The sequence below is a fragment of the Thermus sp. NMX2.A1 genome (assembly GCF_000511705.1).
Classification (GTDB): Bacteria; Deinococcota; Deinococci; order Deinococcales; family Thermaceae; genus Thermus; species Thermus scotoductus.
The window spans coordinates 21804-46915 of sequence record NZ_ATNI01000055.1 but is presented as its reverse complement, the minus strand read 5'-3'; the positions used below and the strand labels follow the sequence as shown (position 1 = coordinate 46915).

Sequence of the window (25112 nt, the reverse complement as noted above, 5' to 3'; positions counted from 1 at the left end):
GGGGCATACCTCCCCCGGGCCTGAGGTTAAGGGGCTACTTCTTCAGCTCCTTAATCACCGCCTGGGTGAGGTCGGTGTCCTCGTCGGCGTAGACCACCAGCCCCGACTGGGCCGCCACCTGGCGGCTCATGACCACGGCGAAGCCCTGGGCCTTGGCCACCTTGGCGATGGCCTGGTCCACCTCCTCCAGGATGGGCTTAAGCACCGGATTCTGCCGGTCCTGCCATTTCTTCAGGGTGTCCTGGTAGGTCTTGAGGAGGGCCTCGTAGTCCTGGCGTTCCTTGGCCGTGGCCTGTCCCGAACGGATCTTTTGGTCCAGGGGCTTGAGTTTCTCCTCCAGGGGAGCCAGCTCCTTGCGGGCCTGGGCCTGGAGGTCCTGCACCTTCTTGTAGTCGGGGTGGGCCTGCACCAGAGCATCCGCATCCACGAACCCCAGCCGGGTGGCCACGTTCTTGTTCTGGGCCAGCATGGGGGTGAGGAGGGCGCCAAGGGCCAATAGGAGGGCTGCTAGGGGAAAGCGCTTCATAGGAGAAAGCCTAAGGCCTTAGGGTGAAGGGTGCGTGAGAGAAGCCTCTCTATCGCTTTGCCCCAGGTGGGGGTACCATGCATGAAGGAGGTGGATTATGCGCACGGTGCTCTGGATGTTGGCGTTGTTGACCTTGGGCACGGGGGCTTTTGCCCAGCGGGCGGTGTCCTTCCGCCTATCCCTGCCCCCGGCGGGGCTGGGACTGGGCCTCGAGGCGCCCCTGGAGCGCAACCTGGCCTTCCGGGGATTCGTGGACCTCTTTCCCGGCGGACCCAGTTTCCTGGCGGCGGGCGAGGTGCTGTTCAAGCCCGACCTGGGCCAGTGGGATAGGGACCTCAGGGGGATACGTCCCTATTTTGGCGGGGGGCTTGCCGGCTACTTTGCCGGCCCGGGTGAGGTGGGGATTCATCTCTCCTTAGGGGTGGAGTTCCTCCTGGACGCCCGCACGGGGATCTTCCTCGACGGGGAGTATTTCTACGCCTTTGGAGGAGGACGCTTCCCGCGGACGGTGCTCGGGGCCAATCTGCGCTAGGTGAGGACCCGGCTTCCCCGTCCAGGCTTCCTGGACGGGGGACATTTTTCCTACCAACCCTGGGTAGACTGAGAACCGGAGGTGAAGCCATGCTGGTCAGGGACTGGATGACCAAGGACCCCCTCACCGTGGCCCCGGATACCCCGGTGCTGGAGGCCATCAACCTTTTGAAGAACAAGGGTTTCCGGCGCTTACCGGTGGTGAAGGACGGGAAGCTCGTTGGGCTGGTCACCGACAAGGACCTCAAGGACGCCATGCCCTCCAAGGCCACCACCCTCTCCGTGTGGGAGATGAACTACCTTCTCTCCAGGCTCACGGTGCAGGAAGTCATGGCCAAGCCCGTGATCACCGTGGAGGCCGACGCACCCCTGGAGAAGGCAGCCCTTTTGATGGAGGAGAAGAAGATCGGCGGCCTTCCGGTGATGGACGGGGAGAAACTGGTGGGCATCATCACCGTGACCGATGTCCTGAGGGCCTTTATTGAGGTGTTGGGGCTTAAGATGGGGGGCTTGCGCATCACCGTGGACATCCCGGATGTGCCCGGGGCCCTGGCCCAGATGGCCCGGGCGGTTCCCCCGGCCAACATCGTGTCCATCGCCACCGCTGCCCATTTGAACGGGTACCAGCGCCTGGTCCTGAGGGTGGTGGGGGAGGATGTGGAGGGTGTCCCTGACCGGCTTCGGGCCGCCGGGGAGCGGGTGGTGGACGTACGCCCCGGTTAGGCTCCGTTCCGGTAGGCGGGATAGGAGCCCAGGACCTTGAGGAAGGCGGCCCGCCTGAGAAGGCCCAGAAGGGCCTGGGCGGGCCCGGGGTCTTCCAGGTGGCCCTCGAGGTCCAGGTAGAAGAGGTAGCTGAAGGGCTTATCGCGCCTGGGCCGGGACTCCAGCTTGGTGAGGTTCACCCCGGCCTCGGCGAACACGGAAAGAGCCTCCAGAAGCCCTCCGGGCCGGTGGCGCACGGCGAAGACGATGCTGGTCTTGTGGGGGCCTTCCCCCTTAGGGGCTTCCTCCCGCCCAATAACGAAGAACCGGGTGTAGTTGTGGGGGTAATCCTCAATGTTTTCCGCCAGCACCTTTAGGCCGTAAAGCTCCGCGGCCCGCCGGCTGGCGATGGCCCCCACCCCGGGCTCGGGGTTCTCCGACAGGGACCGGGCTGCCCCTGCCGTATCAAAAACCGGGATGGGAGTAAGGCGCATGCGGGCCAGGAAGCCGTCGCACTGGGCCAGGGCCTGGGGGTGGCTTTTGACCGCCTTGAGGTCTTTGAGCTCGGTGCCCTCGGGAGCGAGGAGGCAGTGCTCCACCCGGTGGATGATCTCCCCCACCACGTGGAGGTCGCTTTCCAGAAGCAGGTCGTAGGTCTGGTTGATGCTGCCTGCGGTGGTGTTCTCCACGGGCACCACCCCGAGATGCGCTTCGCCTGCTTCCACCGCCTCGAAGACCTGGTGGAAGGTGGGAAAGCCTATGGGGGTGGAGCCGGGGAAGTTCCTGAGCAGGGCCTCCTCGCTATAGGCTCCTTCCGTTCCCTGGAAGGCGATCCTCATGCCCTTCATCCTACCGCTTCCCGTAGACAGGGGAAAGGCACTTCCCTTAGCATGGCCCTTGTGGCGCGGCTGCTTGTGGTGGACGATGACCCCCGCATCCGGCACCTGTTGGAGCTCCTCCTTTCCGGGGCCGGCCACCAGGTGGTGCTGGCGGATTCGGCGAAAGCCGCCCTGGAGCATCTGCGTAGGGAAACCCCGGATCTGATCCTCCTGGACATCATGATGCCGGATATGGATGGCCTCACCCTTTTGGGGCGCATCCGGGCGGTGCGCCGCCTGGCCAAGGTGCCGGTGATCATGTTCACCGGGGGTGGCAAGGAGCTGGAGGGACCCAGCCGGGCTTTGGGGGCGGATCTCTTCCTGGAGAAGCCCGTTTCCGGCCGCCGGCTTAAGGAGGTGGTGGAAAACCTTCTTGCCCGGGAAGGGTATGTGCTGCCCGGCGGGGAGCGGGTAAATAGCCTCGAGGAGGTGGGTAGCCGCTTGCGGAACGCCTTGCCCGAGGAGGCCCGCTTCAAGCTCCTTTGGCGAAAGACGGCAAGCCGCCGTGCCCTTCTGCAAAACCTTTTGGCCAAGGGCTGGACCGAGGCCCTTTTGCGGCGCATTCTTCCTGGCGAATACGACCTCTATGACCTCCTTGGCCACCTGGCCTTCGGCTGGCCTTTGGTGCCCTTGAGGGAGCGGGCAGCCCGGGTGCAGGACCCTCGCCTGGCTTCCCACCTGGAGGCCTATCTGGAGGAGAAGCGGCTACCCCTGGAGGGGAACGGCCTTCTGGAAGAGCTGGCCCAGGCCCTGTACGCTTAGGGGGTGGCCGAGCTTTTAGAGATCACCGATCCTGAGGCCTGGAACCGGATGGTTTCCAGCCTCCCCATCACCAGCGCCCTGCAGTCCTGGGGCTGGGGGGAGGTGAAGCGGCTTTCCGGCTGGGTGCCCAGGCGGCTTGCGGTCTACGGAAAGGAGGGGCTTCTGGGGGCGGCCCAGGTGCTGCTGCGCCCCCTACCCGGCGGTCTCCGCCTAGCCTATGCCCCTAGGGGACCTGCTCTTTCCCGCCTCGAGGACCTGCCCCTGGTGGCTAGGGCTCTGGCCCAGGGGGTGCGGGGTACCCACCTGGTCCTCGAGCCCGAGGCGGGATGGCCGGCGGAGGAACCTCCTCCCACCTTCCCTGGCCTCCTCCTCGAGGAATCCATCCAGCCCGCCTATTCCCTATGGCTGGACCTCACCCAAGGGGAAGAAGCCCTCCTCAAGGGGATGAAGGAGATGCACCGTCGCAATGCCCGCCTGGCTCTCAAGCGCACGGAGCTTGGCGTGGAGGGGGAGGAGGCCTTTCCCGAGTTCTTCCACCTCTTCGAGGAGACCAACCGCCGGGCCAAGCTCCTGCAGCACGCCAAGGAGTACTACCAGGCGGTGCTCAGGGAGATGAACCAGCCCTATGGGGAGGCCTTCTTGGCCGTGGCCCGTAAGGATGGGGAGGCCTTGGCGGCGGGGCTTTTTGTGGCCTTCGCCGGCAAGGTGGACTACCTTTATGGGGGAAGCAGCCGCGCCCACCCCGAGGCCAAGGCTCCCATGGGCATGCACCTGGCGGCCATCCGCCATGGGATCGGACGCGGCTACCGCATCTACGACCTCTGGGGCGTGCCCAGGACCCCGGAGGGCAGCCATGCAGAGGGGATATGGCGGTTCAAGGAGGGGTTTGGGGGTAGGCGCGTCCACTTTCCCGCCTACACCCTGCCCCTTTCCCCCCTCTACCGTCCCTTGAAGCTCCTCCTGCGCTTGCGCAAGACCTGGGTGAACCTGCGGGTGCGGGGGAACCCGCGGGATGTCCTGGGCTGAAAGGGCTTGCGGGTCTTGTCATCTTTCTCAAGGGGCCTTGGGTAAGGTGGGAAGGTGGTGCGGCTCCTCCTTCTTCTTGTTGTCGTCTTCGGTATGGTTTTTTGGTTCCTCCGGCCCCCGCCAAGGCCCTTGCCCACGGAAGGCGTGCGCCTTAAGGGGGTGGAGTTCTACCTTTTCCCCGAGGAGGAGGGGGTGGAGTGGCGGTTCACCGCCCAGGAGATGGTGGAGGAGGGAGGGGTTTTCCGCATCCAGGGGGGGCTTAAGGGGGAACGCTATGTGGAGGACCGGCTGGACCTGCGCCTTTTCGCCCCCGAGGTGGCGGTGGAGCCAGGGGATAACCTGCGGGCTCCTTTCGCCCGGGTGGAGATCCTGAAGGGATGCTTCCGCCTCCAGCTCTCCGCCCCGGGCAGGGGGGAGGTCCTCATCCGTCAGAAGGAGGGGTTTTTCGCCCCCTGGGTGCGGATTGAGGCTCCTAACCTTAGGGGAGAGGCCCAGGGCTTTCGCTCGGATTTCGGCATGGAGCGCATAGAAGCGGAAAGCCCGCGGTTTGAGTTTCCCGCGGGTGGCACCTTTGGTCCTTGTACCGTGGAAGGAGGTAGCTCATGAGAAGGTGGGTTTGGTTGTCCCTTTTGGGTTTGGCCTTAGCCGCTTCCGGCGTCCGGGTGATTCAGGTGGAAGGGGGTCGGCTTTCGGGGGACCTGCGCTACGGCCCCTGGACCTTTGAGGGGGAGGTGAGGGGCCGGGTGAAGGACCTGGAGATCCGCTCCCCCAAGGCCACCCTCACCGCTCCCAAGGGCAAGACCATGCAGGAGGCGGAAGGGGAGCGGGAGGCCCGCTTTGAGGGGGGGGTGGTGGTGCGCCGGGGCCGGGTGGAGGCCAGGGGGCCGGTTCTGGTCTACCGGGAGAAGACCGGGGAGGGAGAGCTTCTGGGCCCGGCCCGCATGCGCCAGGAGCCCAAGCCGGGGGAGGACCCGGTGGAGGTGGAGGCCAGCCGCATGACCTTCCAGGTGGACACGGACACCTCCAGCAGCGAAAACGCCCTCCTTAAGAGCGGGAACCAGGAGGGGCGGGCCGCCTTTGTCTACTACGAGGAGGAGAAGGGCCTGGCGGTGTTCACCGATTCCAAGGAGGTGGTCCTCACCCGCAAGCGCAAGGACGGGGACCTGGTGATCCGGGCCAAGGAGGTGCGAAGCCTCACCGGACCCAAAAAGCTCATCGCCACCGGGGGGGTGCGGCTCCAGGACGGGGATCTGGTCACCACGGGGGAGAGCCTCTACTACGACGATACCACCGGGGAGGCCATCGTTTTGGGCAGGCCGGCGGTGAGCGAGAACAAGAAGGAAGGGTTCAGGCTTTCCGGGAACACGCTCCAGCACAATGTGAACCGCCACCAGGTGCGGGTTTATGGCAAGGAGTTCCGCCTGCCCGTGGGGGAGTTTAGGAAGCTTGGGGAGAAGTAAGCGGGGTTTAAGGTGCTCCTCTTTCGCCCTTGCCGCCATGCCCTAAGGTTCCTCCTTGGGGTGGCCGCCCTTTGCCTCCTCGCCTTGGCCCAGGAGGTCTTCCATCCCCAGGTGGAGCTCACCCGCAAGGAGAAGAAGGTGGTGGCCTGGGTGAGCGGGGAGGAGGGAAGCCTCTTCTATGCGGACTACGGGGACCTCCTGGTGGGGGAGCTGCAAGCCCTTTCCCCCGAGAGGGTCCAGGTGGAGAGCCGAGCCTTCTTCCGGGATCTGGGAAGCGCGGTGGAGGAGGGGCTGAAGGTGGGGGAAAGGGTGGAGGTGGCCTATAACCCCGATTGGGAACAGGAGGGGCTTCCCTACCTGATGCGTTTGCGAAGGGCTGGCGAAGGGAAGGGGGAGCGTTACCTCCGCCTCGTCCTCTTTGACCCCAAGGGGGTGGAGGTGCGCCTGGGGGAGGAGGTGGAGGCCAGGGGGCCCCTGGCGGTGGTGGAGCGGGGTGGGGTGGAGGAGCTCTTCCTCTCCGGGGGAGAGGCCCGGTACCTGGAGGAGGAAGGCCGGCTGGAGCTAAGGCCAGCTCCCGGAAAGGTGGCGGTGGCCCAGGGGCAGGTGTGGGTGGAGGGGCAGAGGCTCCGCTACCAAAACGACACCGGGGAGGCCCTATTGGAGGGTCCTCTGGAAGTGCGCCGCGAAGGGGAAAAACCCCTTTCGGGCAAGGCGGGTTCCTTGCGCTATCTTCTGGATGAGGACCGGCTTTGGCTTCTCGGAGGGGTGGAGCTTACCCAGGGCGGGCGCACCACCAGGGCCGAGCGGGCGCTTCTCCGGGAAAAGGAAGGGTACGCCTTCCTGTATGGGAAGGTGGAAAGCCGGGACGAAAGGGGTGTGGTGCGGGGGGAACGGGTGCGCTACGCCCTGAAGACCGGGGAGGTGGTGGTCCTGGGCGGGGTGGCCGGGGAGTTCCGCGGCGACTAGGCGGGCACGCCCGCCATCAGAAGGCCCAGGCGCTCTTCCTTGGCTTCTTCCGGGCTGAGTTCCCCCACGATGCGTCCCTCGTACATGACCAGGATGCGGTCCGAGAGGCTGATCACCTCGGAAAGGTCGGCGGAAACCAGAAGCACCGCCAGGCCCTGGTCGCGGGCCTCCACCAGGCGCTGGTGGATAAACTCTATGGCTCCCACGTCCACGCCCCGGGTGGGCTGGGCGGCGATGAGGAGGCGGGGCCCCCGCAAAAGCTCCCTGCCCACCACGATCTTCTGCTGGTTCCCCCCGGAGAAGCGCCGGGCGGAGAGGTCCGTGGAGCGAGGGCGGACGTCAAAGGTTTCCACCAGGGTCCGGGCGTGCTGCTCCATGGCCTTTCCGTCCAGGAAGCCCAGGAAGCCCCGGAAGGGGGGGCGGTGCTGGTCCCCCAGTATGGCGTTTTCCCGCACGGAGAAGTCCAGGACCAGCCCCCGGGCAAGCCGGTCCTCGGGGATGTGGCTCACGCCCGCCTCCCGTACCTTGAGGGCCAGGTGGGGAAGAGGATGGCCCAGGTAGCGCACCGTTCCCCGGTACTTGCGCAGGCCCGCCAGGGCCTCCACCAGCTCGGTCTGGCCGTTTCCTTCCACCCCGGCGATGCCCACGATCTCCCCAGCCCGCACGAAGAAGCTCACCCCCCTTAGCCTGGGGGGCGCCTCGAGGCCCTCCACCTCCAGCACCACCTCGCCTGGCTTGGCGGGGCCCTTTTCCACCCTCAGGACCACCTCCCTTCCCACCATCATCCGGGCCAGCTCCTCCAAGGAGGTTTCCGGGGTCTTCACCGTGCCCACCACCCTTCCGTCCCGGATGACCGTGACCCGGTCGGACACGGAAAGCACCTCCTTCAGCTTGTGGCTGATGAAGATGGCGGCGTTTCCCTTGGCCACATAGGCCCTGAGGAAGCGGAAAAGCTCCTCCGCCTCCTGGGGGGTTAGGACGGCGGTGGGTTCGTCCAGGATGAGGATTTTGGCCTGGCGGTAGAGGGCTTTGAGGATCTCCACCCGTTGCTGCAAGCCCACGGGGAGGTTCTCGATGCGCTCGTCCAGGGGTACCTGGAAGCCCAGCTCCTCCATGAGGGCGGTGGCCCGCTTCCTGGCCTCGTCCAGATTGAGGTATAGAGGGCTTCCCGGCTCGAGGCCCAGGACCAGGTTCTCCAGCACGGTGAAGGGCTCCACCAGCATGAAGTGCTGGTGGACCATACCGATGCCGTGGGCGATGGCGTCCAGGGGGCTCTTGGGCCGGTAGGGCTTGCCGTCCACCCACATCTCCCCTTTGTCCGGTGGCTGCAGACCGTAGACGATCTTCATCAGGGTGGACTTCCCAGCCCCGTTTTCCCCCACCAGGGCCAAGACCTCGCCCCAGTTCAGGTCCAGGCTGATGTGGTCGTTGGCCAGGACCAGGGGAAAGCGCTTGGTGATGTCCTTGAGCACCAGGGCCTTTGCGATGGTTCCGCTAGCCTCCACGCCCGGAGTATACAAAAAGGCCGGGGGAACCCCCCGGCCTAGAGAGCCCTTCCTTTAGCGCTTTTCAGGCACCTTGAGCTGGCCCTTGATGATCTGTTGCTTCAAAACCTCCAGCTTGCTCACCACCGCAGCGGGGATCAGGGCCTTGTTGTACTCGTCCAGGGCGTAGCCCACCCCGTTGTTGGCCAGGCCGAACTCCCGCACCCCACCCTTGAAGGCCTTCTGCACCACGCTCTTGATGACCTCGTAGGTGGCCACGTCCACCCGCTTCATCATGGAGGTGAGGCCGTGGTTCAGGGTGTTGGGGTTGTTGTCGGTGTCCCCCAGGTAGTTCTGGTTGGCGTCCACCCCGATGAAGAAGAGGGGCGTGGCCTTGGTGCCGTCGGTGCCGCAGGTCTTGGTGTAGTCGGCGTACTTGGGCACCTTGGCGTAGGGGTCCGCCTTCCGCACGAAGCGGATGGCCCCGCCTTCCTTCAGGCACTTGGCCTGCTTCACGTAGTCGATGAGTCCCAGGCCCGAACCACCGGCGGCGGCGTAGATGATGTCGGCTCCCTGGCGCACCTGGCTGGCGGCGATCTCCTTGGCCTTGGCGGGGTCGTTCCAGGCGGCGGGGGTGTTGCCCACGTACCCCACCAGGACCTTGCCCTGGATCTTGTCCTCCTTGAAGGCGTACTCCGCCCCGGCCCGGAAGCCCGCCTCAAACTTGTGGATGAGGGGGATGTCCATGCCGCCGATGAAGCCCACCACCCCGGTGCGGCTCATCTTGCCGGCGATGTAGCCCACCAGGAAGCTTCCCTCGTGCTCCCGGAAGACCAGGCCCACGGCGTTGGGCAGCTTGCCTTCCCCGGGGACGGCGTCGATCACCGCAAAGTTCACCTTGGGGAACTCCTTGGCGGTGGCGGTGATGGCGGGTTCGTTGGCGAAGCCCACCCCGATCACCAGGTCAAAGCCCTCCTCGGCGAAGGTGCGGATGCCCTGGCCCACCTGGGAGGGGTCGGCGGGCTCGAAGTCGAAGAGCTTAACCCCGAAGTCCTTGGCTGCCTTCTGGGCTCCTTCCCAAGCGGACTGGTTGAAGGAGCGGTCAAACTTGCCGCCCGCATCAAAGGCGATCCCCACGCGCACCTGGGCCAGGCTCAAACCTAGGGCCAATACCGCCAAAAGGGCCACAATACGTTTCATCTGCCACCTCCTATGGCATTTCGCCGTAGGGCATTATACCCGGTTCGGTAAACTCAAGGCATGACCCTGGAAGAGGCACGCAAACGGATCAACGAGCTCCGGGACCTCATCCGCTACCACAACTACCGTTACTACGTCCTGGATGCCCCGGAGATTTCCGATGCCGAATACGACCGGCTTTTGAGGGAGCTTAAGGAGTTGGAGGAACGCTTTCCCGAGCTCAAAAGCCCGGATTCCCCCACGGAGCAAGTGGGGGCTAAGCCCCTCGAGGCCACCTTCCGCCCCATCCGCCATCCCACCCGCATGTACTCTCTGGATAACGCCTTCACCCTGGAGGAGGTCAGGACCTTTGAGGAGCGGATCGAGCGGGCCTTGGGGAGGAAGGGGCCCTTCGTGTACACGGTGGAGCACAAGGTGGATGGCCTTTCCGTGAACCTCTACTACGAGGAAGGGATTCTGGTATGGGGGGCCACCCGGGGGGACGGGGAAACAGGGGAGGAGGTCACCCAGAACCTCCTCACCATCCCCACCATTCCCCGAAGGCTTAAAGGGGTACCGGAGCGCCTCGAGGTCCGGGGCGAGGTGTACATGCCCATAGAGGCCTTCCTCCGCCTCAACGAGGAGCTGGAGGAAAAGGGAGAGAAGATCTTCAAAAACCCCAGAAACGCCGCCGCCGGCTCCCTCAGGCAGAAGGACCCCCGGATCACCGCAAGGAGGGGCCTCAGGGCCACCTTCTACGCCCTGGGCCTCGGCCTGGAGGAAAGCGGGCTCAAGACCCAGCTGGACCTCCTTCACTGGCTTAGGGAGAAGGGGTTTCCCGTGGAGCACGGCTTCGCCCGGGCAGAAGGGGCAGAGGGGGTGGAAAGGATCTACCAGGGCTGGCTGAAGGAGCGGCGAAGCCTGCCCTTTGAGGCGGATGGGGTGGTGGTGAAGCTGGATGAGCTTTCCCTCTGGCGGGAACTGGGGTACACCGCCCGGGCCCCGCGCTTTGCCATCGCCTACAAGTTCCCCGCGGAGGAGAAGGAAACCCGCCTGCTTCAGGTGGTCTTCCAGGTGGGGCGCACGGGCAGGGTGACGCCGGTGGGCATCCTGGAGCCCGTCTTCATTGAGGGAAGCGAGGTCAGCCGGGTTACCCTGCACAATGAAAGCTACATTGAGGAGCTGGACGTGCGCATCGGGGACTGGGTCCTGGTGCACAAGGCGGGGGGGGTGATCCCCGAGGTCCTCAGGGTCCTGAAGGAGAAGAGGACCGGGGAGGAGAGGCCCATTCGCTGGCCGGAAACCTGTCCCGAGTGCGGCCACCGCCTGGTCAAGGAGGGCAAGGTGCACCGCTGCCCCAATCCCTTGTGCCCGGCCAAGCGCTTTGAGGCCATCCGCCACTACGCCTCCCGCAAGGCCATGGACATCGGGGGTCTTGGGGAGAAGCTCATTGAGAAGCTCCTGGAAAAGGGCTTGGTGAAGGATGTGGCCGACCTTTACCGGCTTAAGGAGGAGGACCTGGTGGGCCTCGAACGCATGGGGAAGAAGAGCGCGGGGAACCTTCTCCGCCAGATTGAGGAGAGCCGGAGCCGGGGCCTGGAGCGGCTCCTCTATGCTCTGGGACTGCCGGGGGTGGGGGAGGTGCTGGCCCGCAACCTGGCAGCCCACTTCGGCACCATGGACCGCCTCCTCGAGGCCAGCCTGGAGGAACTCCTCCAGGTGGAGGAGGTGGGGGAACTCACCGCCCGGGGGATTTACGAAACCCTGCAGGACCCTGCCTTCCGGGACCTGATAAGGCGCCTCAAGGAGGCTGGGGTGGAGATGGAGGCCAAGGAACGGGGGGAGGAGGCTTTAAAGGGCCTTACCTTCGTCATCACCGGGGAGCTTTCCCGCCCCCGGGAGGAGGTGAAGGCCCTCTTGAGGCGCCTGGGGGCCAAGGTGACGGATTCCGTGAGCCGCAAGACCAGCTACCTGGTGGTGGGGGAGGCTCCGGGGAGCAAGCTGGAGAAGGCCCGGGCCCTGGGGGTGCCCACCTTGACGGAGGAGGAGCTGTACAGGCTCATAGAGGAGCGCACGGGGAAGCCTGTGGAAACCTTAGCTTCCTAGAGCTGGTGGCTGCGTGGGAAGATCTTTTCCAGGGCCTCCTGGAGCCTGGAACCGGACAAGCCAAGCTCTTTGAGGGCCTTTTCGTAAAGCTCCGGGGTGAGAAGCCCCTGGAGGGCCTTAATTTCCGTATGGGAGAGATGGGCTCCCTTTAATACGTGCTCCTCAAAGCTCTGCCAGGCCAGGGGCACATGGGCCTTGACTATTTCAGCAATGGCCTTGGCGTACTGCCTTATTTCCCACTGGGCATGGGGGTCCAGGCGCAGGGCCAGGAAGTGGAAAAGATTGTGGAGGTCTTGCTTCCAGTAGAACTCGGTGTAGAGGTTTAGGGGCAGGACCATGCGGGCCATCTCCCGGGCGATCCCCTTTTCCAGAAGGGTTTGGTAGGCCTGGTAGGCTTCCCGCTCCACCCCTTTGAGGAGAAGGGAGGCTTCCTCATCGGAAAGCTCCCCCTCGGAACCCTGCTTGTTCCGCCGGGCTTGTTTCCGCCACGCTTGTGGCTCGTAAAACTCCTCCTTGAGGACGGAGTAGCGACCGGAGATCTCGTTCACGCTGGCGGTGCGGTGGCGGAACCACTGGCGCACCACGAAGATGGGAGCCTTCACGTGGAACTTGAACTCCACCATCTCAAAGGGGCTGGTGTGGCGGTGGCGCATGAGGTAGTCGATAAGGGCGGCATCCTCCCGCACCGTCTTGGTGCCGGAGCCGTAGGAGACCCTGGCTGCCTGGACGATGGAGGCATCGCTTCCCATCACCTCCACCAGGCGCACGAACCCCTTGTCCAAAACCGCAATCTCCATGCCCTTGAGTCTACTTGCCCTTTGGGCCAAAGGGGTCTACCCTAAGCTCATGCGGGTCCGCACCCCCTTTGCCTACAAGTGGCGGCACGGGCGCTACAGGCCCTCTTGACCTTGGCTCTAAGGGCTTGCGGCATGTAGGATGGATAGGCTTTGTGGCGCCTGTGCGCCCATTTTCGGAGCGAGTATGTTGAGGTTGCCAGACTTTCCCCTGCCCGACCATCGAGGGCGCTTCGGTCCTTACGGAGGAAGGTACGTTCCCGAAACCTTGATCCCGGCCCTGGAGGAGGTGGAGGCCGCCTACAGGGAGGCCAAGAAGGACCCGGCATTCTTGGCGGAACTTGAGTACTACCTCAAGACCTTTGCCGGTCGGCCCACTCCCCTGTACCACGCCAGGAGGCTTTCCGAGTACTGGGGCGGGGCCCAGGTGTACCTGAAGCGGGAGGACCTTTTGCACACCGGGGCCCACAAGATCAACAACACCCTGGGCCAGGCCCTCCTGGCCCGGCGCATGGGCAAGAAGCGGGTCATCGCCGAAACCGGCGCCGGGCAGCACGGGGTTTCCGTGGCCACGGTGGCCGCTCTCTTTGGCCTGGAATGCGTGGTTTACATGGGGGAGGAGGATGTAAGGCGGCAGGCCCTGAATGTCTTCCGCATGAAGCTTCTGGGGGCGGAGGTGCGGCCCGTGGCCGCGGGAAGCCGTACCCTTAAGGACGCCACCAACGAGGCCATCCGGGACTGGCTCACCCATGTGCGCACCACCTTCTACATCCTGGGCTCGGTGGTGGGCCCCCACCCCTACCCCATGATGGTGCGGGAGTTCCAAAGCGTGATCGGGGAGGAGGTGAAGGAGCAAAGCCTCAAGCTTTTTGGCCGCTACCCCGACGCCCTCATCGCCGCCGTGGGGGGAGGGTCCAACGCCATCGGTCTCTTCGCTCCCTTTGCCTACCTTCCCGAGAGGGAGCGCCCCCGGCTCATTGGGGTGGAGGCCGCCGGGGAAGGGCTTTCCACCGGCAGGCACGCCGCCAGCATCGGGGCGGGAAAGCGGGGGGTGCTTCACGGAAGCTACATGTACCTCCTCTACGACCACGATGGCCAGATCACCCCGGCCCACTCGGTTTCCGCCGGGCTGGACTACCCTGGGGTGGGACCGGAGCACAGCTACTACGCCGACCAGGGCATCGCCGAGTACGCTGGGGTGACGGATGAGGAGGCCCTCGAGGGCTTCAAGCTCCTCGCCCGCCTCGAGGGGATCATCCCCGCCTTGGAATCCGCCCATGCCATCGCCCACGCCGCCAAGGTGGTCCCGGAGATGGACAAGGACCAGATCGTGGTCATCAACCTCTCGGGCCGGGGGGATAAGGACGTGACCGAGGTGATGCGCCTTCTGGGAGGGGAGCTATGACCACTAGGGAAGCCTTCGCTCGGGCCAAGGCCGAGGGCCGGGCCGCCTTGATCCCTTACCTCACCGCGGGCTTCCCCAGCCGGGAAGGGTTCTTGCAGGCGGTGAAGGAGGTACTGCCCTACGCCGATCTTTTGGAGATTGGCCTCCCCTACTCCGATCCCCTGGGAGACGGCCCGGTGATCCAGCGGGCCAGCGAGGAGGCCTTGAGGAAGGGGATGAGCGTCCAGGGCGTTTTGGAGCTCTTCCGGGAGGTGCGGGCCCTCACCGAAAAGCCCCTTTTCCTCATGACCTACCTGAACCCCGTGCTGGCCTGGGGGCCGGAGCGGTTCTTCAGCCTTTTCAAGCAGGCGGGGGCCACGGGCCTCATCCTGCCCGACCTTCCTCCCGATGAGGACCCTTCCCTGGTGCGCCTGGCGCAGGAGATCGGCCTGGAAACGGTATTTCTCCTGGCCCCCACCTCCACGGATCGGCGGGTGGAAACCGTGGTGGGCTACGCCACCGGGTTCATCTATGCGGTTTCCGTCACCGGGGTCACCGGGGAGCGGGAGCGCCTGCCCGACGAGGTGCGGGACCTGGTGCGGCGGATCAAGGCCAAAACCTCCTTGCCCGTGGCCGTGGGCTTTGGGGTTTCGGGGCGGGAAACCGCGGCCCAGGCGGCGGTGGCCGACGGGGTGGTGGTGGGAAGCGCCTTGGTGCGGGCCCTCGAGGGGGGTCGGCCCCTGGCCCCTCTCCTCGAGGAGATCCGCCAAGGGCTTTTGCAGAAGGAACCCGCTTAGGCCAGGGGAAGCTCGGCTTCCTCTCCCAGGATGGCCTTGGGGTCCGGATACCGCAGGATGCGGTAAAGCGGGTCGCGCTCCGCTGGCTTGAAGCCCGCGTCCACGATGTGGCGCACGATCTCCCGAACCGTGGCGTGGGTGCGCCCATGCCCTCCTGCCGCCGAGACCACGTTTTCCTCCAGCATGGTGCTGCCGAAGTCGTCGGCCCCGTAGTAAAGCGCCGCTTGGGCCACCTTGAACCCCAGGGTGGGCCAGGAAGCCTGGAGGTGGGCGAAGTTGTCCAGGGCGAGCCGGGCGATGGCCAGGGTTTTCAGGTACTCGTGAGCGGTGGCCCCGGGAGCCTTGCCCTTCAGGCGGGTGTGCTCCACCTGCAGGGTCCAAAGGGCGAAGGCGGCAAAGCCATTCTGGTACTGCTTCAGGGCCTTGTCTTGCTGGGCGCGGATGCCTAAGAGGTGAAGGGTGCGCTCCCTTGGGCCTTCCCCGAAGCCGATCACCATGCTGGCCAGGGTGTAAAGCCCCAGGGCCTGGGCGGCGTCCACGATGCGGTACCAGTCGGCGGTCTGGATGCGGGCAGGGGCGGCCTTGTGGCGCACCTCGTCCACCAGGATCTCCGCCCCGGCCCCCGGCATCCCGTCCAGGCCAGCCTCCATCAGCTTTTCCAGGATCTCCCCAGCCTTAAGCCCGGTAAGCCGTTCCAGCCCCAGGATCTCCTCGGGGCTGAAGGCATCGATGCGCAGGTCGGGGAAGCGGTTCTTGAGGTAGCGCAGGAGGTCCAGGTACCACTCCAAGGGCAGGTCTGGATTAACGCCTCCTTGCATCAGGATGCGTCTTCCCCCCACCTGGTAGAGCTCCTCCACCTTCCTGGCGATTTCCTCGTAGGTGAGGGTGTAGGCGTCCTCTTGCCGCCGGGTGCGGTAAAAGGCACAGAAGGCGCAGGCCACGGTGCAGACGTTGGTGTAGTTGATGTTGCGGTCTATCAGGAAGGTGACCACCTCGGGGTCGGTCTTCTGCAAGCGCACCTCGTGGGCGGCGGCGGCCAGCTCGGGAAGGGGCAGGTCAAAGAGGGCCATGACCTCCGCCTCGGAAAGCCTTTCTCCCGCCACGGCCTTTTCCAGCACATCCATGGGCCTTATGCTACACCCTTAGGGCTTCGCCGGTTGGAGGCTGGGCCACGGGTAAAATGGAGGCATGGAACTCAAGGTAATCCCCATCGAGAAGCCGGAAAACCTGAACGTCATCCTGGGCCAGGCCCACTTCATCAAGACGGTGGAGGACCTGCACGAGGCTTTGGTGACCGCCGTGCCGGGCATCAAGTTCGGCCTGGCCTTCTCCGAGGCCAGCGGCAAGCGCCTGGTGCGGCGCTCGGGCACCGATCCCGAGCTTACCGAGCTTGCGGTCAAGAACCTCCTCAACCTGGCGGCGGGGCACAGCTTCCTCATCGTTTTAGGGGAGGGGTTTTACCCCATCAACGTGCTTCATGCGGTGAAGGCCTGCCCGGAGGTGGTGCGCATCTATGCCGCCACCGCCAATCCCCTCAAGGTGGTGGTGGCGGAGGAAGGGGAGCAGCGGGCCATCCTGGGGGTCATGGATGGCTTTAAGCCCCTGGGGGTGGAGGACGGGGCCGAGGTGGCCTGGCGCAAGGACCTTCTCCGCCGTTTTGGCTACAAACTTTAGCGCCCCCTTATCCCGGCTTTGGGGGCTTGGGGTATGATGCCCTCATGGAGCCTGGAACTGCTGCGCCCGACTTTGCCCTGCCGGACCAGGAGGGGCGGATTCACCGGCTTTCCGATTACCGGGGGAAGTGGGTGGTTCTCTACTTCTACCCCAAGGACGACACCCCGGGTTGCACCAAGGAGGCCTGCGGCTTCCGCGACCGCATGGGGGATCTGCAGGAGCTGGGGGCCGTGGTGCTTGGGGTGTCGGCGGACGATGTCCAAAGCCACAAGCGCTTCGCCGAGAAGTACGGTTTGAACTTTCCCCTTCTCGCTGATCCCGAGCGGGAGGTCATCCTGGCCTACGGGGCTTGGGGGAAGAAGAACCTTTACGGCAAGGAGTACGAGGGGGTTTTGCGCCAGACCTTCCTGATCGATCCCGAGGGCCGGATTGCCAAAGTCTGGCGCAAGGTATCTCCGGAGGACCACGCCGAGGAGGTGGCGGAAGCCCTGCGGGCCCTGAGGGGGTCTTGAGGATGGAAAGGCCTTTGGAAAGCTACAAGAAAGAGGCGGCCCATGCGGCGGTGGCCTTTGTGCAGGATGGCATGGTGGTGGGCTTGGGCACGGGGTCCACGGCTAGGTATGCCGTCTTGGAGCTGGCCCGGCGCCTCCGGGAAGGGGAGCTTAGAGGGGTTAAAGGAGTTCCCACCTCGGAGGCCACCAAGGACCTGGCCCTGAGGGAGGGGATTCCCCTGGTGGATCTTCCTCCAGAGGGGGTGGACCTGGCCATTGACGGGGCTGACGAGATCGCTCCGGACCTCTCCCTTATCAAGGGCCTTGGCGGGGCTCTTTTGCGGGAGAAGATCGTGGAGAGCAACGCCAAGGAGTTCATCGTCATCGCCGACCACACCAAGAAGGTGTCGGTATTAGGCCGCGGGGTGGTGCCGGTGGAGATCGTGCCCTTTGGCCACCTGGCCACCCTAAGGGCCATCCGCGCCCTTGGGGGGGAGCCGGAGCTGAGGATGAACGGGGATGAGGTCTATTTCACCGACGGGGGCCACCTCATCGCCGATGTGCGCTTTGGCCCCATTGGGGATCCTTTGGGCCTCCACAAGGCTCTTTTGGAGATCCCCGGGGTGGTGGAAACGGGGATCTTTGTGGGTCTCGCCACCCGTGCCCTGGTGGCGGGACCCATGGGGGTGGAGGAGATTCTGCCATGAGCCTCGAGGAGATCGTGGCTCGCTTGCGTGCTCATAGGGACGAACTGCAGGCCCTGGGTGTGAAGGACCTCTTCTTGTTTGGGTCCTTTGTACGAAAAGAGGCCGGCCCTGGAAGCGATTTGGACGTGGCTGTTGAGCTTATAGAGCCGGTTTCCTTTGATCGCCTCATGGCTTTGAAGCTTTACCTGGAAGATCTTTTGGGTGTACCCGTGGACGTGGTTCGTTTGAGGGCGCTAAAGCCCTCCTTGCGGCGGATCGTGGAGCGGGAAGGCCTGCGTGTCGCGTGACCCCTCCTTGTTGTTGGAAGACATATTCTTGGCGTGTCAGCGGATTGTGCGCTACACGGAGGGGATGTCGTATGAGGCTGTTTTTGAGGACGAGTGAACCGTAGACGCTGTCCTCCGCAACCTCACGGTGATTGGGGAGGCCGTGAAGCGGCTTTCTGGGGGCTTTAAGCTTGCCCACCCGGAGGTGGAGTGGCGGAAGATAGCCGGTTTTCGGGATGTGGTGGTCCACGATTATTTTGGTGTAGACCTGGAATTGGTCTGGGACGTGGTGAGGAACAAGGTGCCGCAGCTTTATGCCTGGGTCGAGCGGGTTTTGCAGCAAGGTTAGGGTTGGGTGTAGAATCGGGGTTATGAAGGGCATGCCTTTGGGCTAGGGCGGGAAGGTCCTTCCCGCCCGGGGCGCATGCCCCGGTTTTTCTTGGAGGAGGGATGGAAAAGGTTTTTTACATCACTACCCCCATCTACTACGTGAACGCGGAACCCCACCTGGGCCACGCCTACACCACGGTGGTGGCGGATTTCCTGGCCCGCTGGCACCGGTTGGACGGGTACCAAACCTTCTTCCTGACCGGCACGGATGAGCACGGGGAGACCGTTTACCGGGCAGCCCAGAGGGCAGGGGAGGAACCCCAGGCCTTTGTGGACCGGGTATCCCAGCGCTTCCGCAAGGCCTGGGAGCTTTTGGGCATCGCCTACGACGATTTCATCCGCACCACCGAGGAGCGGCACAAGCGGGTGGTGCAAAGGGTGTTGCAAAGGGTCTACGAGGCCGGGGACATCTACTACGGGGAGTACGAGGGGCTTTACTGCGTAAGCTGCGAGCGCTTCTACACGGAGAAGGAGCTTCAAGGGGACCTCTGCCCTATTCACGGCCGGCCCGTGGAGAGGAGGCGGGAGGGGAACTACTTTTTCCGCATGGAGAAGTACCGGGAGTGGCTCATAGATTACCTCCAGACCCACCCGGACCTCATCCGTCCTGAAGGATACAGGAACGAGGTGCTCTCCATGCTCTCCGAGCCCATTGGGGATCTTTCCATCTCCCGGCCCAAGGCCCGGGTTCCCTGGGGGATCCCCTTACCCTGGGATGAAGCCCACGTGACCTACGTCTGGTTTGACGCCCTCCTCAACTACGTGTCCGCCCTAGGCTACCCCGATGATCCCCGCTACGCCACCTTCTGGCCGCAGGCTTGGCACCTGATCGGCAAGGACATCCTGAAGCCCCACGCGGTCTTCTGGCCCACCATGCTGAAGGCGGCAGGGATTCCCATGTACCGGCACCTGAACGTGGGAGGGTTTCTGCTGGGGCCGGATGGGCGGAAGATGAGCAAGACCCTGGGGAACGTGGTGGATCCCTTTGCCCTCACGGAGAAGTATGGCCGGGATGCGGTGCGGTACTACCTTTTGCGGGAGATTCCCTATGGCCAGGATACGCCCGTGAGCGAGGAGGCCCTGAGGGCCAGGTACGAGGCGGATTTGGCCGATGACCTGGGCAATCTTCTCCAGCGTACCCGAGCCATGCTCTTCCGCTTTGCCGACGGGCGCATCCCCGAGCCGGTTCCCGGGGAGGAGCTGGAGGAGGGAACGCGGCTTGCGGGGCGTCTAAGAGGGCTGGTGCGGGACCTCCGCTTCCACGTGGCCCTCGAGGAGGTCATGGCCTATGTGAAGGCCCTGAACCGCTACATTAACGAGAAGCGTCCCTGGGAGCTATTCAAGGAGGACCCGAGGGAGGCTAGGGCGGTGCTTTACCGGGTGGTGGAGGGCCTCAGGATCGCCTCCATCCTCCTTACCCCGGCCATGCCGGACAAGATGGCCGAGCTGCGCCGGGCTTTGGGCTTGAGGGAGGAGGTGCGCCTCGAGGAGGCGGAGCGCTGGGGTCTGGCGGAACCCCTTCCCCTTCCCCAGGAGGCGGGGGTTCTCTTTCCCAAGGAGGCTCCCAGGGAGGAGGCCAGGGGCTCCGGGGAGGGCAAAATGGAGGATAGCGCAGAGGATCGCTCCATCAGCATAGAGGACTTCGCCAAGGTGGAGCTGAGGGTGGCGGAAGTGGTGGCGGCGGAGAAACACCCCAACGCCGACAGGCTTCTGGTGCTTAGGCTTTCCCTGGGGAACGAGGAGCGCACCGTGGTTTCCGGCATCGCCCGCTGGTACCGCCCCGAGGAGCTCGTGGGGAAGAAGGTGGTGCTGGTGGCCAACCTGAAACCCGCCAAGCTCCGGGGCGTGGAGAGCCAGGGAATGATCCTGGCGGCTTCGGAAGGGGATAAGCTCACCCTGGTCACCGTGGAGGGAGATATCCCCCCGGGGGCGGTGGTGAAATAGCCCTTGGCGCAAGAGGGGTGTAAGGGAAGGAATCACCTGAGCCCCCACCCTGGCGAAGCGAGGGTGGGGTGGTTAAAAGGGGCCGGGAAAACCCGGCCCCTTTAGCCTTCCTCCCAGGCTAACGGGTGGCGTTAAGCTCCTGCAAAGCCCGCTTGAGGATGGCGTCCTGCTCCAGGTCCAAGACCGCCTGCCCCCGGTCCTCGGGAAGAGGCCGCTGGCGCTGGGGTTCGGCGTAGGTGAACTTGCCCTCGGCATCGGCCTTCACTTTCACGGTCTTGCCGTTTAGGGTTACGCTGACCTCGGCCCCCGGCGGTGCCCCGGCCCCTTGCAGGGAGAAGGGAGTGGGGAAGCGGGTGTCCTTCACCTCGATGTCGGGCTTCAGGCCCTCCTTGTTGATGGCCCGGCGCTTGGGGGTGAGCCACTCGAAGGTGACCAGGGTGAGCTCGCCCCCGTTGGCCAGGGTGTAGGGGGTCTGGCCCACGCCCTTGCCGAAGGTCTTCTCCCCGATGACCTTGGCCCGGCCGTAGTCCTGGAGGGCCCCGGCCACGATCTCGCTGGCGGAGGCCGAGTTCCCGTTCACCAGGACCACCATGGGGCCATCCCATAAAGGCTTCCCCGAGGCCTCGCACCAGACCCGGGTGAGGTTTTTGGTGCGGGTGTAGACGATGGGCCCTTCCTTCAGGAAGGCGCTGGCCACGGCGCAGCCCTGGTCCAGGAGGCCTCCGCCGTTATCCCTAAGGTCAAAGATGAGCTTCTTTATGCCCTGGGCCTTAAGCTCGTCTATGGCCCGCTTCAGCTGGTCCTCCACCTTGAAGTTGGCAAAGGTTTCCAAGGCGATGTAGCCGATGTCCCCGATCCTGCCCGTGGAAACCGAGATGATCTCCACCTTTTCCCGGATGAGCTCAAAGACCAGGGGGGCGGGGGTGCCTTCCCGACGAACCTTGATGGTGACCTTGGTGCCCTCTCGGCCGCGGATTCTGGCCACCACTTCCTGGAGGGGCAGGCCAGTCACATCCTCCCCGTCCACCTCGAGGATCACATCCCCGGCCCGCATCCCGGCCCGCTGGGCGGGAAGGCCCTTCATCACCCCTTCGATTTTGGCCCCCGTGCCGTCGGGGTTGGCGGGGGAAAGGGTGGCCCCGATGCCGAAGAACTCCCCCCTGAGGTCCTCCTGCCGGAGGCTTGCCCGCTGGGGCGGGGAGTAGCTGGTGAAGGGGTCCTTCAAGGCGGAGACCATGCCTCCGATGGCCCCTTCCAGGAGGGCGTTGAGCTTTTCCCGGGGCAGGGGTTCCAGGTAGTCCTGCTGGATCCTCTGGTAGACCTCCAGGAGGGCCTGGCCGTTGGGGTTTTGCAGGAGGTTTTCCGCCTGGGGACGAGGAAGCTGGGCGTATACCAGGGCCAGGACCACCCCGAGCCCTGCGATGAGCCATGCGCGTTTTTTCATCTCTTCCCTCACCTAGCTTCCACTATATATAGCGCCTTTCCATGAGAAGAACGTCTGGCCTGCCTTCCGTATAGTAGGGGCATGATCGCCTTCCACCGGGTGGGCCTGGAGTACCCCCGCACGGGGACCAAGGCGCTTTACAACGTGAGCCTCGAGGTGAAGAAGGGGGAGTTCGTCTACGTGGTGGGCCACTCGGGGGCGGGGAAGTCCACCCTGCTGGCCCTTATCCTCCGCCGCCTTCTTCCCACCCAGGGGGCGGTGTACTTTGCCGGGCAGAACCTCAAGTTCCTCAGGGGGGACCAGGTGGCCCTGCACCGCCGCCGGATCGGCATGGTCTTCCAGGACCACCGCCTTCTTTCCGACATGACGGTGGAGGAGAACCTGGCCTTTGTGCTCAGGGTGCAGGGGATTCCTCCCAGGGAGTGGGGGGAGCGGATCGCCACCGCCCTTCGCCGGGTGGGGCTTGCCCACAAGAAAAGGGCCTTTCCCGAGGAGCTTTCCGTGGGGGAGGCCCAACGGGTGGCCATCGCCCGGGCCTTGCTTCTGGACCCCCCCGTGATCCTGGCGGACGAGCCCACGGGGAACCTGGACCTGGATAACGCCCTCCAGGTACTGGATATCCTCAAGGCTGCTCATCAGCGGGGGGCCACGGTGGTGGTGGCCACCCACAGCCGGGAGCTTCTGGAGGCCTATCCGGCGCGGGTGGTGGTCCTGAAGGCCGGGCAGGTGGTGCGGGACGAACGTCCTGGGGAAGGTGGTAGCATAAGGGTAAGGGAAAGCCCTGACCGGGGCGGAAAGGAGGGCGCATGAACGTCTACAAACTCATCGGTCGCAACCTGGAGATCACCGACGCCATCCGGGACTACGTGGAGCGGAAGCTTTCCCGCCTGGACCGCTACCAGAACGGGGAGCTCATGGCCAAGGTGGTTCTCTCCCTGGCGGGTAGCAATCACGTGGCCCGCAAGGCCAAGGCCGAGGTGCAGGTGGACCTCCCCGGGGGGCTCATCAGGGTGGAGGAGGAGGATCCCGACCTTTACGCGGCCATCGACCGCATGGTGGACCGCCTGGAAACCCAGCTCAAGCGCTTCAAGGAGCGCCGTTTTATCGGTAAGCGCCACTCGTACCAGGGGCCTCCGCCCCCCGAGGTGCAGGACCTCGAGGCCCTGCGCAAGCCCGAGGAGGAAGAGGGTCCCAAAATCGTCCGGGTCAAGCGCTTCGAGATGAAGCCCATGGACCCCGAGGAAGCGGCCTTCCAGATGGAGGCTTTGGGCCACGACTTCTTCGTGTTCCGCAACGCCAAGACCGACGAGATCAACGTGATCTATCGCCGTAAGGACGGCAACTACGGGCTTATCGAGCCCGCATAGCCTTCAAGGCCCTTAATAGTAGGCGGAGGGATCCACGAAGCGGGTCTCTCCGCCTATGCGTACCGCCACCCTGAACTCCAGCTCCTCCGGGCGGATGAGAAGGCCTCCCCCCGTGTAGCCGAGGAGCTGGCCCCGCTCTACCCTTTGCCCTTCCTGCACCAGGGGTTCTTGCAGGTTGGTGTAGACGGTGGAGAGGGTTTCCGTGTGCACCAGCATCACCGTGTAGCCCAGGTTGGGCAGGTAGAGGATTCCGGCCACGTACCCTTCGGCGGCTGCCTGTACGGGGCTTCCCGGGGCTGGGCCCTGGATGACCTGGAAAGGTCCTTCCTGCCCGTAGGGCACCAGGATCCTGCCCCCGGGCACGGGGAAGGCCAGCCGGCCCACGGTGGCGGGTAAGGGAGGAGGGGGCACCACCACGCTGGCTTCCCGGGGTGCCGGCTGGGCCGCGGCCTGGTGGCGCTCGGCTTCCCGCCTGCGCCGTTCCTCCTCCTGCCTTCGCCGCTCCTCCTCCTGGCGCTTGAGCTCCAGGAGGCGTTGTCTCTCCGCCAGGACCCGGGCCTGGAGCTGGGCCAGCTCCGCTTGCAGGCGTTGCCTTTCCTGCAGAGCCTCCCGCAGGAGGGCTCGTTTGCCCTGGGCTTCCCGCTCCAGGCTGGAGAGGGTAGCCTCCAGCTCCTTCTTCTGCCCCTCGAGGGCCCTTTGGGTTTCCCCGAGAGCCTTTTCCTTGGCGGTGAGGTCGGCGAGGAGAAGGCTTAAGCGCTCCCGTTCTTCCCTTAGGGCCTTCAGGGTGGCCTGAAGGGTGCGAACCAGGTCCGCATCCCGCTTTGAGATGTACCCCACCCAGCGGGCCCGGACCGCCAGGTCGGTGAAGGACTGGGCCCTGAGGAGGGGTAGGTAGCGGCCCGCCTTTTCCCGGTGGAGGCTTCGCATCAGGGCCTGGAGCCGTTCCTTGAGGCTATCCAGGTCCTTTTCCAGCTGGGCGATGCGCCCTTCCGTCCGGCGTATCTCCTCTTTCAGCTGGGCGATCTGCCGGCTTAAGGCGGTGCGCTCCCTCTCCAGTCGGGTGATTTCTCCTTCCAGACGGGCCTTCTCCTTAAGCAGGTTCTCCACCCGGGTGGAGAGGCGGGAAAGCTCCTGGTTCAGGATCCGGATCCGCCTTTGGCTTTGCTCCTCGAGGGCCTTGGCCCGGTTCAGCTGGCCTTCCAGGTTGCGCACGGTGCGCTCCTGGGAGGGCACGTTCTGGCCCAGGGCCCATGGAAGAAGGGCTTGGCACAAAAGCAAGAAGAGGAGAAGCCAGCTGGGGCGCATCCTAGACTTCCCTCAGGTAGGCCCGGGTGGCCATGAAGGCTCCCCCGGCCCCTAGAACCACTGCCAGGGCCAGGACCATGAGGCCCGTCTGCCAGAGGTCCTTGACCCCCAGCACGGGAAGGAAGGGAAGTAGCCCCTGGAGGGCCTGCGCCAGGCCCCGGTAGAGGAGGGTACCGAAGCCCACCGCCAGAAGGCTTGCCCCAAGGGTGAGGAGGATTCCTTCCACCACAAAAGGAGCCTGGATAAACCGCCGGGTGGCCCCCACCAGGAGCATGATGCCCAGGGCTTCCTTGCGGCTTTCTAAGGATAGGCGGATGGAGCCCATGACGCTGAAGAAGGTGTTGAGGAGAAGGAGGCCCACCAGGACCCCCATGGCCAGCCGGCTTCCGGATAGCACCTGGACCAGCCTTTCCGTAAGCTCCCCCCCGTACTCCACCCCTTCTACCCCTGGAAGCCTCCGTAGCCTTTCCGCCACCTTGCGCACCGCCTCCGGATCCTTAAGCCTCAGGCGCAGGGTGTCGGGCAAGGGGTTTTCCACCAGGTCCTTGGCCTCGGCCAGGTAGGGGTAGTCCAGGACCAGCTGGGCCAGGGCCTCCTCCTTGCCTTGGAGCCGCACCTCACCCACTTCCGGCCAGCCCTGGATCTCGGTGAGGAGGGCTTCCACGTTGGCTTCCTTTTGCAGGAAGGCCGCCACTTCCAGTTCCCGCTCCAGGGTATGCACCACCCGCTCCAGGTTCCAAAGGACAAGGCCGAGGAAGTAAAGCAGGGCGAAGGATACGAGGGCGGTGAAGAAGGTGGCGAGGCTGGCCGTGGGGTGGCGGAGGATCTGCCGCAGGCCCTCGTGCAGGGCGTACATGCCTTACATCTTACGCCCCTGGCTTGAGAAAAGGCTTGGACGAGGGCATGGCTGGAAAAGTGCTCCCTGGCCT

Annotated in this window: 26 protein-coding genes and 1 pseudogene; 18 read left to right on the top strand and 9 right to left on the bottom strand. The window is 64.8% G+C overall.

Translation table 11 applies throughout. The annotated features are described in order from the left end of the window. Positions 1 to 34: 34 nt before the first annotated feature. Positions 35 to 526 carry an OmpH family outer membrane protein gene (locus TNMX_RS05770; protein ID WP_015717686.1) on the bottom strand — a complete coding sequence of 164 codons (492 nt, stop codon included), beginning with the start codon at positions 524 to 526 and terminating at the stop codon, positions 35 to 37. 97 nt (positions 527 to 623) lie between these two features. Between TNMX_RS05770 and TNMX_RS05765 the strand changes: the two genes are divergently transcribed. Next, positions 624 to 1058, top strand: coding sequence for a hypothetical protein (locus tag TNMX_RS05765; RefSeq protein WP_015717685.1), 435 nt, complete (start codon positions 624 to 626; stop codon positions 1056 to 1058). 89 nt (positions 1059 to 1147) lie between these two features. Then, positions 1148 to 1780, top strand: coding sequence for a CBS and ACT domain-containing protein (locus TNMX_RS05760; protein ID WP_015717684.1), 633 nt, complete (start codon positions 1148 to 1150; stop codon positions 1778 to 1780). Here TNMX_RS05760 and pheA read toward each other — a convergent pair. Then, on the bottom strand, positions 1777 to 2598 hold the full coding sequence (gene pheA / locus TNMX_RS05755) for a prephenate dehydratase (RefSeq protein WP_038030286.1): 822 nt from the start codon (positions 2596 to 2598) through the stop codon (positions 1777 to 1779). The two genes, TNMX_RS05760 and pheA, sit on opposite strands and share 4 nt — an antisense overlap. Positions 2599 to 2649: 51 nt before the next feature. Here pheA and TNMX_RS05750 point away from each other — a divergent pair, with 51 nt between their 5' ends. From TNMX_RS05750 to TNMX_RS05730, 5 genes are read left to right on the top strand one after another with little or no spacing between them, the layout of a single operon-like run. After that, a complete protein-coding gene (locus tag TNMX_RS05750; RefSeq protein ID WP_015717682.1) occupies positions 2650 to 3399 on the top strand; it encodes a response regulator in 750 nt (249 codons plus the stop codon). Positions 3400 to 3402: 3 nt separating this feature from the next. Next, positions 3403 to 4425: a peptidoglycan bridge formation glycyltransferase FemA/FemB family protein gene (locus tag TNMX_RS05745; protein ID WP_015717681.1), complete on the top strand. Its 1023-nt coding sequence runs from the start codon at positions 3403 to 3405 to the stop codon at positions 4423 to 4425. Between the two features lie 54 nt (positions 4426 to 4479). Next, a complete protein-coding gene (locus tag TNMX_RS05740; RefSeq protein ID WP_015717680.1) occupies positions 4480 to 5031 on the top strand; it encodes a hypothetical protein in 552 nt (183 codons plus the stop codon). Then, complete coding sequence (locus TNMX_RS05735) at positions 5028 to 5885, top strand: LptA/OstA family protein (protein ID WP_038030284.1); 858 nt, start codon at positions 5028 to 5030, stop codon at positions 5883 to 5885. The genes TNMX_RS05740 and TNMX_RS05735 overlap by 4 nt, the downstream gene beginning before the upstream one ends. Positions 5886 to 5897: 12 nt before the next feature. Then, on the top strand, positions 5898 to 6851 hold the full coding sequence (locus TNMX_RS05730) for a hypothetical protein (RefSeq protein ID WP_015717678.1): 954 nt from the start codon (positions 5898 to 5900) through the stop codon (positions 6849 to 6851). Here the strand turns inward: TNMX_RS05730 and TNMX_RS05725 are convergent. Next, entirely contained in the window at positions 6848 to 8338 is a 1491-nt protein-coding gene (locus tag TNMX_RS05725; RefSeq protein ID WP_038030318.1) for an ABC transporter ATP-binding protein, read from the bottom strand. The genes TNMX_RS05730 and TNMX_RS05725 overlap by 4 nt on opposite strands. A gap of 72 nt (positions 8339 to 8410) precedes the next feature. Next, on the bottom strand, positions 8411 to 9535 hold the full coding sequence (locus tag TNMX_RS05720) for a BMP family protein (RefSeq protein ID WP_015717676.1): 1125 nt from the start codon (positions 9533 to 9535) through the stop codon (positions 8411 to 8413). A 60-nt stretch (positions 9536 to 9595) separates the two neighbouring features. Between TNMX_RS05720 and ligA the strand changes: the two genes are divergently transcribed. Beyond that, complete coding sequence (ligA, locus tag TNMX_RS05715) at positions 9596 to 11620, top strand: NAD-dependent DNA ligase LigA (protein ID WP_015717675.1); 2025 nt, start codon at positions 9596 to 9598, stop codon at positions 11618 to 11620. On the opposite strand, the gene thyX is transcribed toward ligA, so the two are convergent. Then, on the bottom strand, positions 11617 to 12417 hold the full coding sequence (gene thyX / locus TNMX_RS05710) for an FAD-dependent thymidylate synthase (protein WP_015717674.1): 801 nt from the start codon (positions 12415 to 12417) through the stop codon (positions 11617 to 11619). The two genes, ligA and thyX, sit on opposite strands and share 4 nt — an antisense overlap. A gap of 184 nt (positions 12418 to 12601) precedes the next feature. Between thyX and trpB the strand changes: the two genes are divergently transcribed. Next, a complete protein-coding gene (gene trpB, locus TNMX_RS05705) occupies positions 12602 to 13819 on the top strand; it encodes a tryptophan synthase subunit beta (protein WP_038030282.1) in 1218 nt (405 codons plus the stop codon). Beyond that, positions 13816 to 14595, top strand: coding sequence for a tryptophan synthase subunit alpha (trpA, locus tag TNMX_RS05700; protein ID WP_015717671.1), 780 nt, complete (start codon positions 13816 to 13818; stop codon positions 14593 to 14595). The genes trpB and trpA overlap by 4 nt, the downstream gene beginning before the upstream one ends. Here the strand turns inward: trpA and mqnC are convergent. Further along, the gene (mqnC, locus tag TNMX_RS05695) at positions 14592 to 15719 is read right to left on the bottom strand and encodes a cyclic dehypoxanthinyl futalosine synthase (protein WP_015717670.1); all 1128 of its coding nucleotides are present in this window, start codon (positions 15717 to 15719) and stop codon (positions 14592 to 14594) included. The two genes, trpA and mqnC, sit on opposite strands and share 4 nt — an antisense overlap. Positions 15720 to 15783: 64 nt before the next feature. On the opposite strand from mqnC, the gene TNMX_RS05690 reads away from it, so the two are divergent. The 6 genes and pseudogenes from TNMX_RS05690 to metG all read left to right on the top strand — a co-directional run bounded on the left by TNMX_RS05690 (position 15784) and on the right by metG (position 20067). Continuing rightward, positions 15784 to 16269, top strand: a complete 486-nt coding sequence (locus tag TNMX_RS05690; protein WP_015717669.1) for an adenosine-specific kinase — start codon at positions 15784 to 15786, stop codon at positions 16267 to 16269. A gap of 44 nt (positions 16270 to 16313) precedes the next feature. Then, positions 16314 to 16781, top strand: coding sequence for a thioredoxin-dependent thiol peroxidase (gene bcp, locus TNMX_RS05685; protein WP_038030280.1), 468 nt, complete (start codon positions 16314 to 16316; stop codon positions 16779 to 16781). Positions 16782 to 16783: 2 nt separating this feature from the next. Continuing rightward, positions 16784 to 17467 (top strand): ribose-5-phosphate isomerase RpiA, encoded by a 684-nt coding sequence (gene rpiA / locus TNMX_RS05680; RefSeq protein ID WP_038030278.1) that lies wholly within the window; start codon positions 16784 to 16786, stop codon positions 17465 to 17467. Continuing rightward, a complete protein-coding gene (locus tag TNMX_RS05675; protein ID WP_038030276.1) occupies positions 17464 to 17754 on the top strand; it encodes a nucleotidyltransferase family protein in 291 nt (96 codons plus the stop codon). Before rpiA ends, TNMX_RS05675 begins: the two co-directional genes overlap by 4 nt. Positions 17755 to 17863: 109 nt before the next feature. Next, a pseudogene (locus TNMX_RS13085) lies at positions 17864 to 18082 on the top strand (DUF86 domain-containing protein); the annotation flags it as partial. Between the two features lie 101 nt (positions 18083 to 18183). After that, positions 18184 to 20067: a methionine--tRNA ligase gene (metG, locus tag TNMX_RS05665; protein WP_038030274.1), complete on the top strand. Its 1884-nt coding sequence runs from the start codon at positions 18184 to 18186 to the stop codon at positions 20065 to 20067. 118 nt (positions 20068 to 20185) lie between these two features. On the opposite strand, the gene TNMX_RS05660 is transcribed toward metG, so the two are convergent. Next, on the bottom strand, positions 20186 to 21511 hold the full coding sequence (locus TNMX_RS05660; RefSeq protein ID WP_038030272.1) for a S41 family peptidase: 1326 nt from the start codon (positions 21509 to 21511) through the stop codon (positions 20186 to 20188). Between the two features lie 81 nt (positions 21512 to 21592). Between TNMX_RS05660 and ftsE the strand changes: the two genes are divergently transcribed. Together ftsE and hpf are read left to right on the top strand one after the other, a co-directional pair. Continuing rightward, positions 21593 to 22321 carry a cell division ATP-binding protein FtsE gene (ftsE, locus tag TNMX_RS05655; protein WP_038030270.1) on the top strand — a complete coding sequence of 243 codons (729 nt, stop codon included), beginning with the start codon at positions 21593 to 21595 and terminating at the stop codon, positions 22319 to 22321. Beyond that, positions 22318 to 22878: a ribosome hibernation-promoting factor, HPF/YfiA family gene (gene hpf, locus TNMX_RS05650; RefSeq protein ID WP_019551503.1), complete on the top strand. Its 561-nt coding sequence runs from the start codon at positions 22318 to 22320 to the stop codon at positions 22876 to 22878. The genes ftsE and hpf overlap by 4 nt, the downstream gene beginning before the upstream one ends. A gap of 12 nt (positions 22879 to 22890) precedes the next feature. Here the strand turns inward: hpf and TNMX_RS05645 are convergent, their stop codons facing one another. Both TNMX_RS05645 and TNMX_RS05640 read right to left on the bottom strand, forming a co-directional pair. After that, positions 22891 to 24183: a murein hydrolase activator EnvC gene (locus tag TNMX_RS05645; RefSeq protein ID WP_038030268.1), complete on the bottom strand. Its 1293-nt coding sequence runs from the start codon at positions 24181 to 24183 to the stop codon at positions 22891 to 22893. A 1-nt stretch (position 24184) separates the two neighbouring features. Further along, positions 24185 to 25039, bottom strand: a complete 855-nt coding sequence (locus tag TNMX_RS05640; RefSeq protein ID WP_038030266.1) for an ABC transporter permease — start codon at positions 25037 to 25039, stop codon at positions 24185 to 24187. Positions 25040 to 25112 lie beyond the last annotated feature (73 nt).

Bases quoted from the DNA above. Each gene is read 5' to 3' on its own strand.
- ligA (WP_015717675.1), top strand. From the start codon at position 9,596: ATGACCCTGGAAGAGGCACGCAAACGGATCAACGAGCTCCGGGACCTC.
- pheA (WP_038030286.1), bottom strand. From the start codon at position 2,598: ATGAGGATCGCCTTCCAGGGAACGGAAGGAGCCTATAGCGAGGAGGCC.
- bcp (WP_038030280.1), top strand. From the start codon at position 16,314: ATGGAGCCTGGAACTGCTGCGCCCGACTTTGCCCTGCCGGACCAGGAG.
- trpA (WP_015717671.1), top strand. From the start codon at position 13,816: ATGACCACTAGGGAAGCCTTCGCTCGGGCCAAGGCCGAGGGCCGGGCC.
- metG (WP_038030274.1), top strand. From the start codon at position 18,184: ATGGAAAAGGTTTTTTACATCACTACCCCCATCTACTACGTGAACGCG.
- TNMX_RS05750 (WP_015717682.1), top strand. From the start codon at position 2,650: ATGGCCCTTGTGGCGCGGCTGCTTGTGGTGGACGATGACCCCCGCATC.
- TNMX_RS05645 (WP_038030268.1), bottom strand. From the start codon at position 24,183: ATGCGCCCCAGCTGGCTTCTCCTCTTCTTGCTTTTGTGCCAAGCCCTT.
- TNMX_RS05640 (WP_038030266.1), bottom strand. From the start codon at position 25,039: ATGTACGCCCTGCACGAGGGCCTGCGGCAGATCCTCCGCCACCCCACG.
- thyX (WP_015717674.1), bottom strand. From the start codon at position 12,417: ATGGAGATTGCGGTTTTGGACAAGGGGTTCGTGCGCCTGGTGGAGGTG.
- rpiA (WP_038030278.1), top strand. From the start codon at position 16,784: ATGGAAAGGCCTTTGGAAAGCTACAAGAAAGAGGCGGCCCATGCGGCG.
- TNMX_RS05690 (WP_015717669.1), top strand. From the start codon at position 15,784: ATGGAACTCAAGGTAATCCCCATCGAGAAGCCGGAAAACCTGAACGTC.
- TNMX_RS05760 (WP_015717684.1), top strand. From the start codon at position 1,148: ATGCTGGTCAGGGACTGGATGACCAAGGACCCCCTCACCGTGGCCCCG.
- TNMX_RS05770 (WP_015717686.1), bottom strand. From the start codon at position 526: ATGAAGCGCTTTCCCCTAGCAGCCCTCCTATTGGCCCTTGGCGCCCTC.
- TNMX_RS05735 (WP_038030284.1), top strand. From the start codon at position 5,028: ATGAGAAGGTGGGTTTGGTTGTCCCTTTTGGGTTTGGCCTTAGCCGCT.
- TNMX_RS05720 (WP_015717676.1), bottom strand. From the start codon at position 9,535: ATGAAACGTATTGTGGCCCTTTTGGCGGTATTGGCCCTAGGTTTGAGC.
- mqnC (WP_015717670.1), bottom strand. From the start codon at position 15,719: ATGGATGTGCTGGAAAAGGCCGTGGCGGGAGAAAGGCTTTCCGAGGCG.
- ftsE (WP_038030270.1), top strand. From the start codon at position 21,593: ATGATCGCCTTCCACCGGGTGGGCCTGGAGTACCCCCGCACGGGGACC.
- TNMX_RS05765 (WP_015717685.1), top strand. From the start codon at position 624: ATGCGCACGGTGCTCTGGATGTTGGCGTTGTTGACCTTGGGCACGGGG.
- TNMX_RS05675 (WP_038030276.1), top strand. From the start codon at position 17,464: ATGAGCCTCGAGGAGATCGTGGCTCGCTTGCGTGCTCATAGGGACGAA.
- TNMX_RS05660 (WP_038030272.1), bottom strand. From the start codon at position 21,511: ATGAAAAAACGCGCATGGCTCATCGCAGGGCTCGGGGTGGTCCTGGCC.
- hpf (WP_019551503.1), top strand. From the start codon at position 22,318: ATGAACGTCTACAAACTCATCGGTCGCAACCTGGAGATCACCGACGCC.
- trpB (WP_038030282.1), top strand. From the start codon at position 12,602: ATGTTGAGGTTGCCAGACTTTCCCCTGCCCGACCATCGAGGGCGCTTC.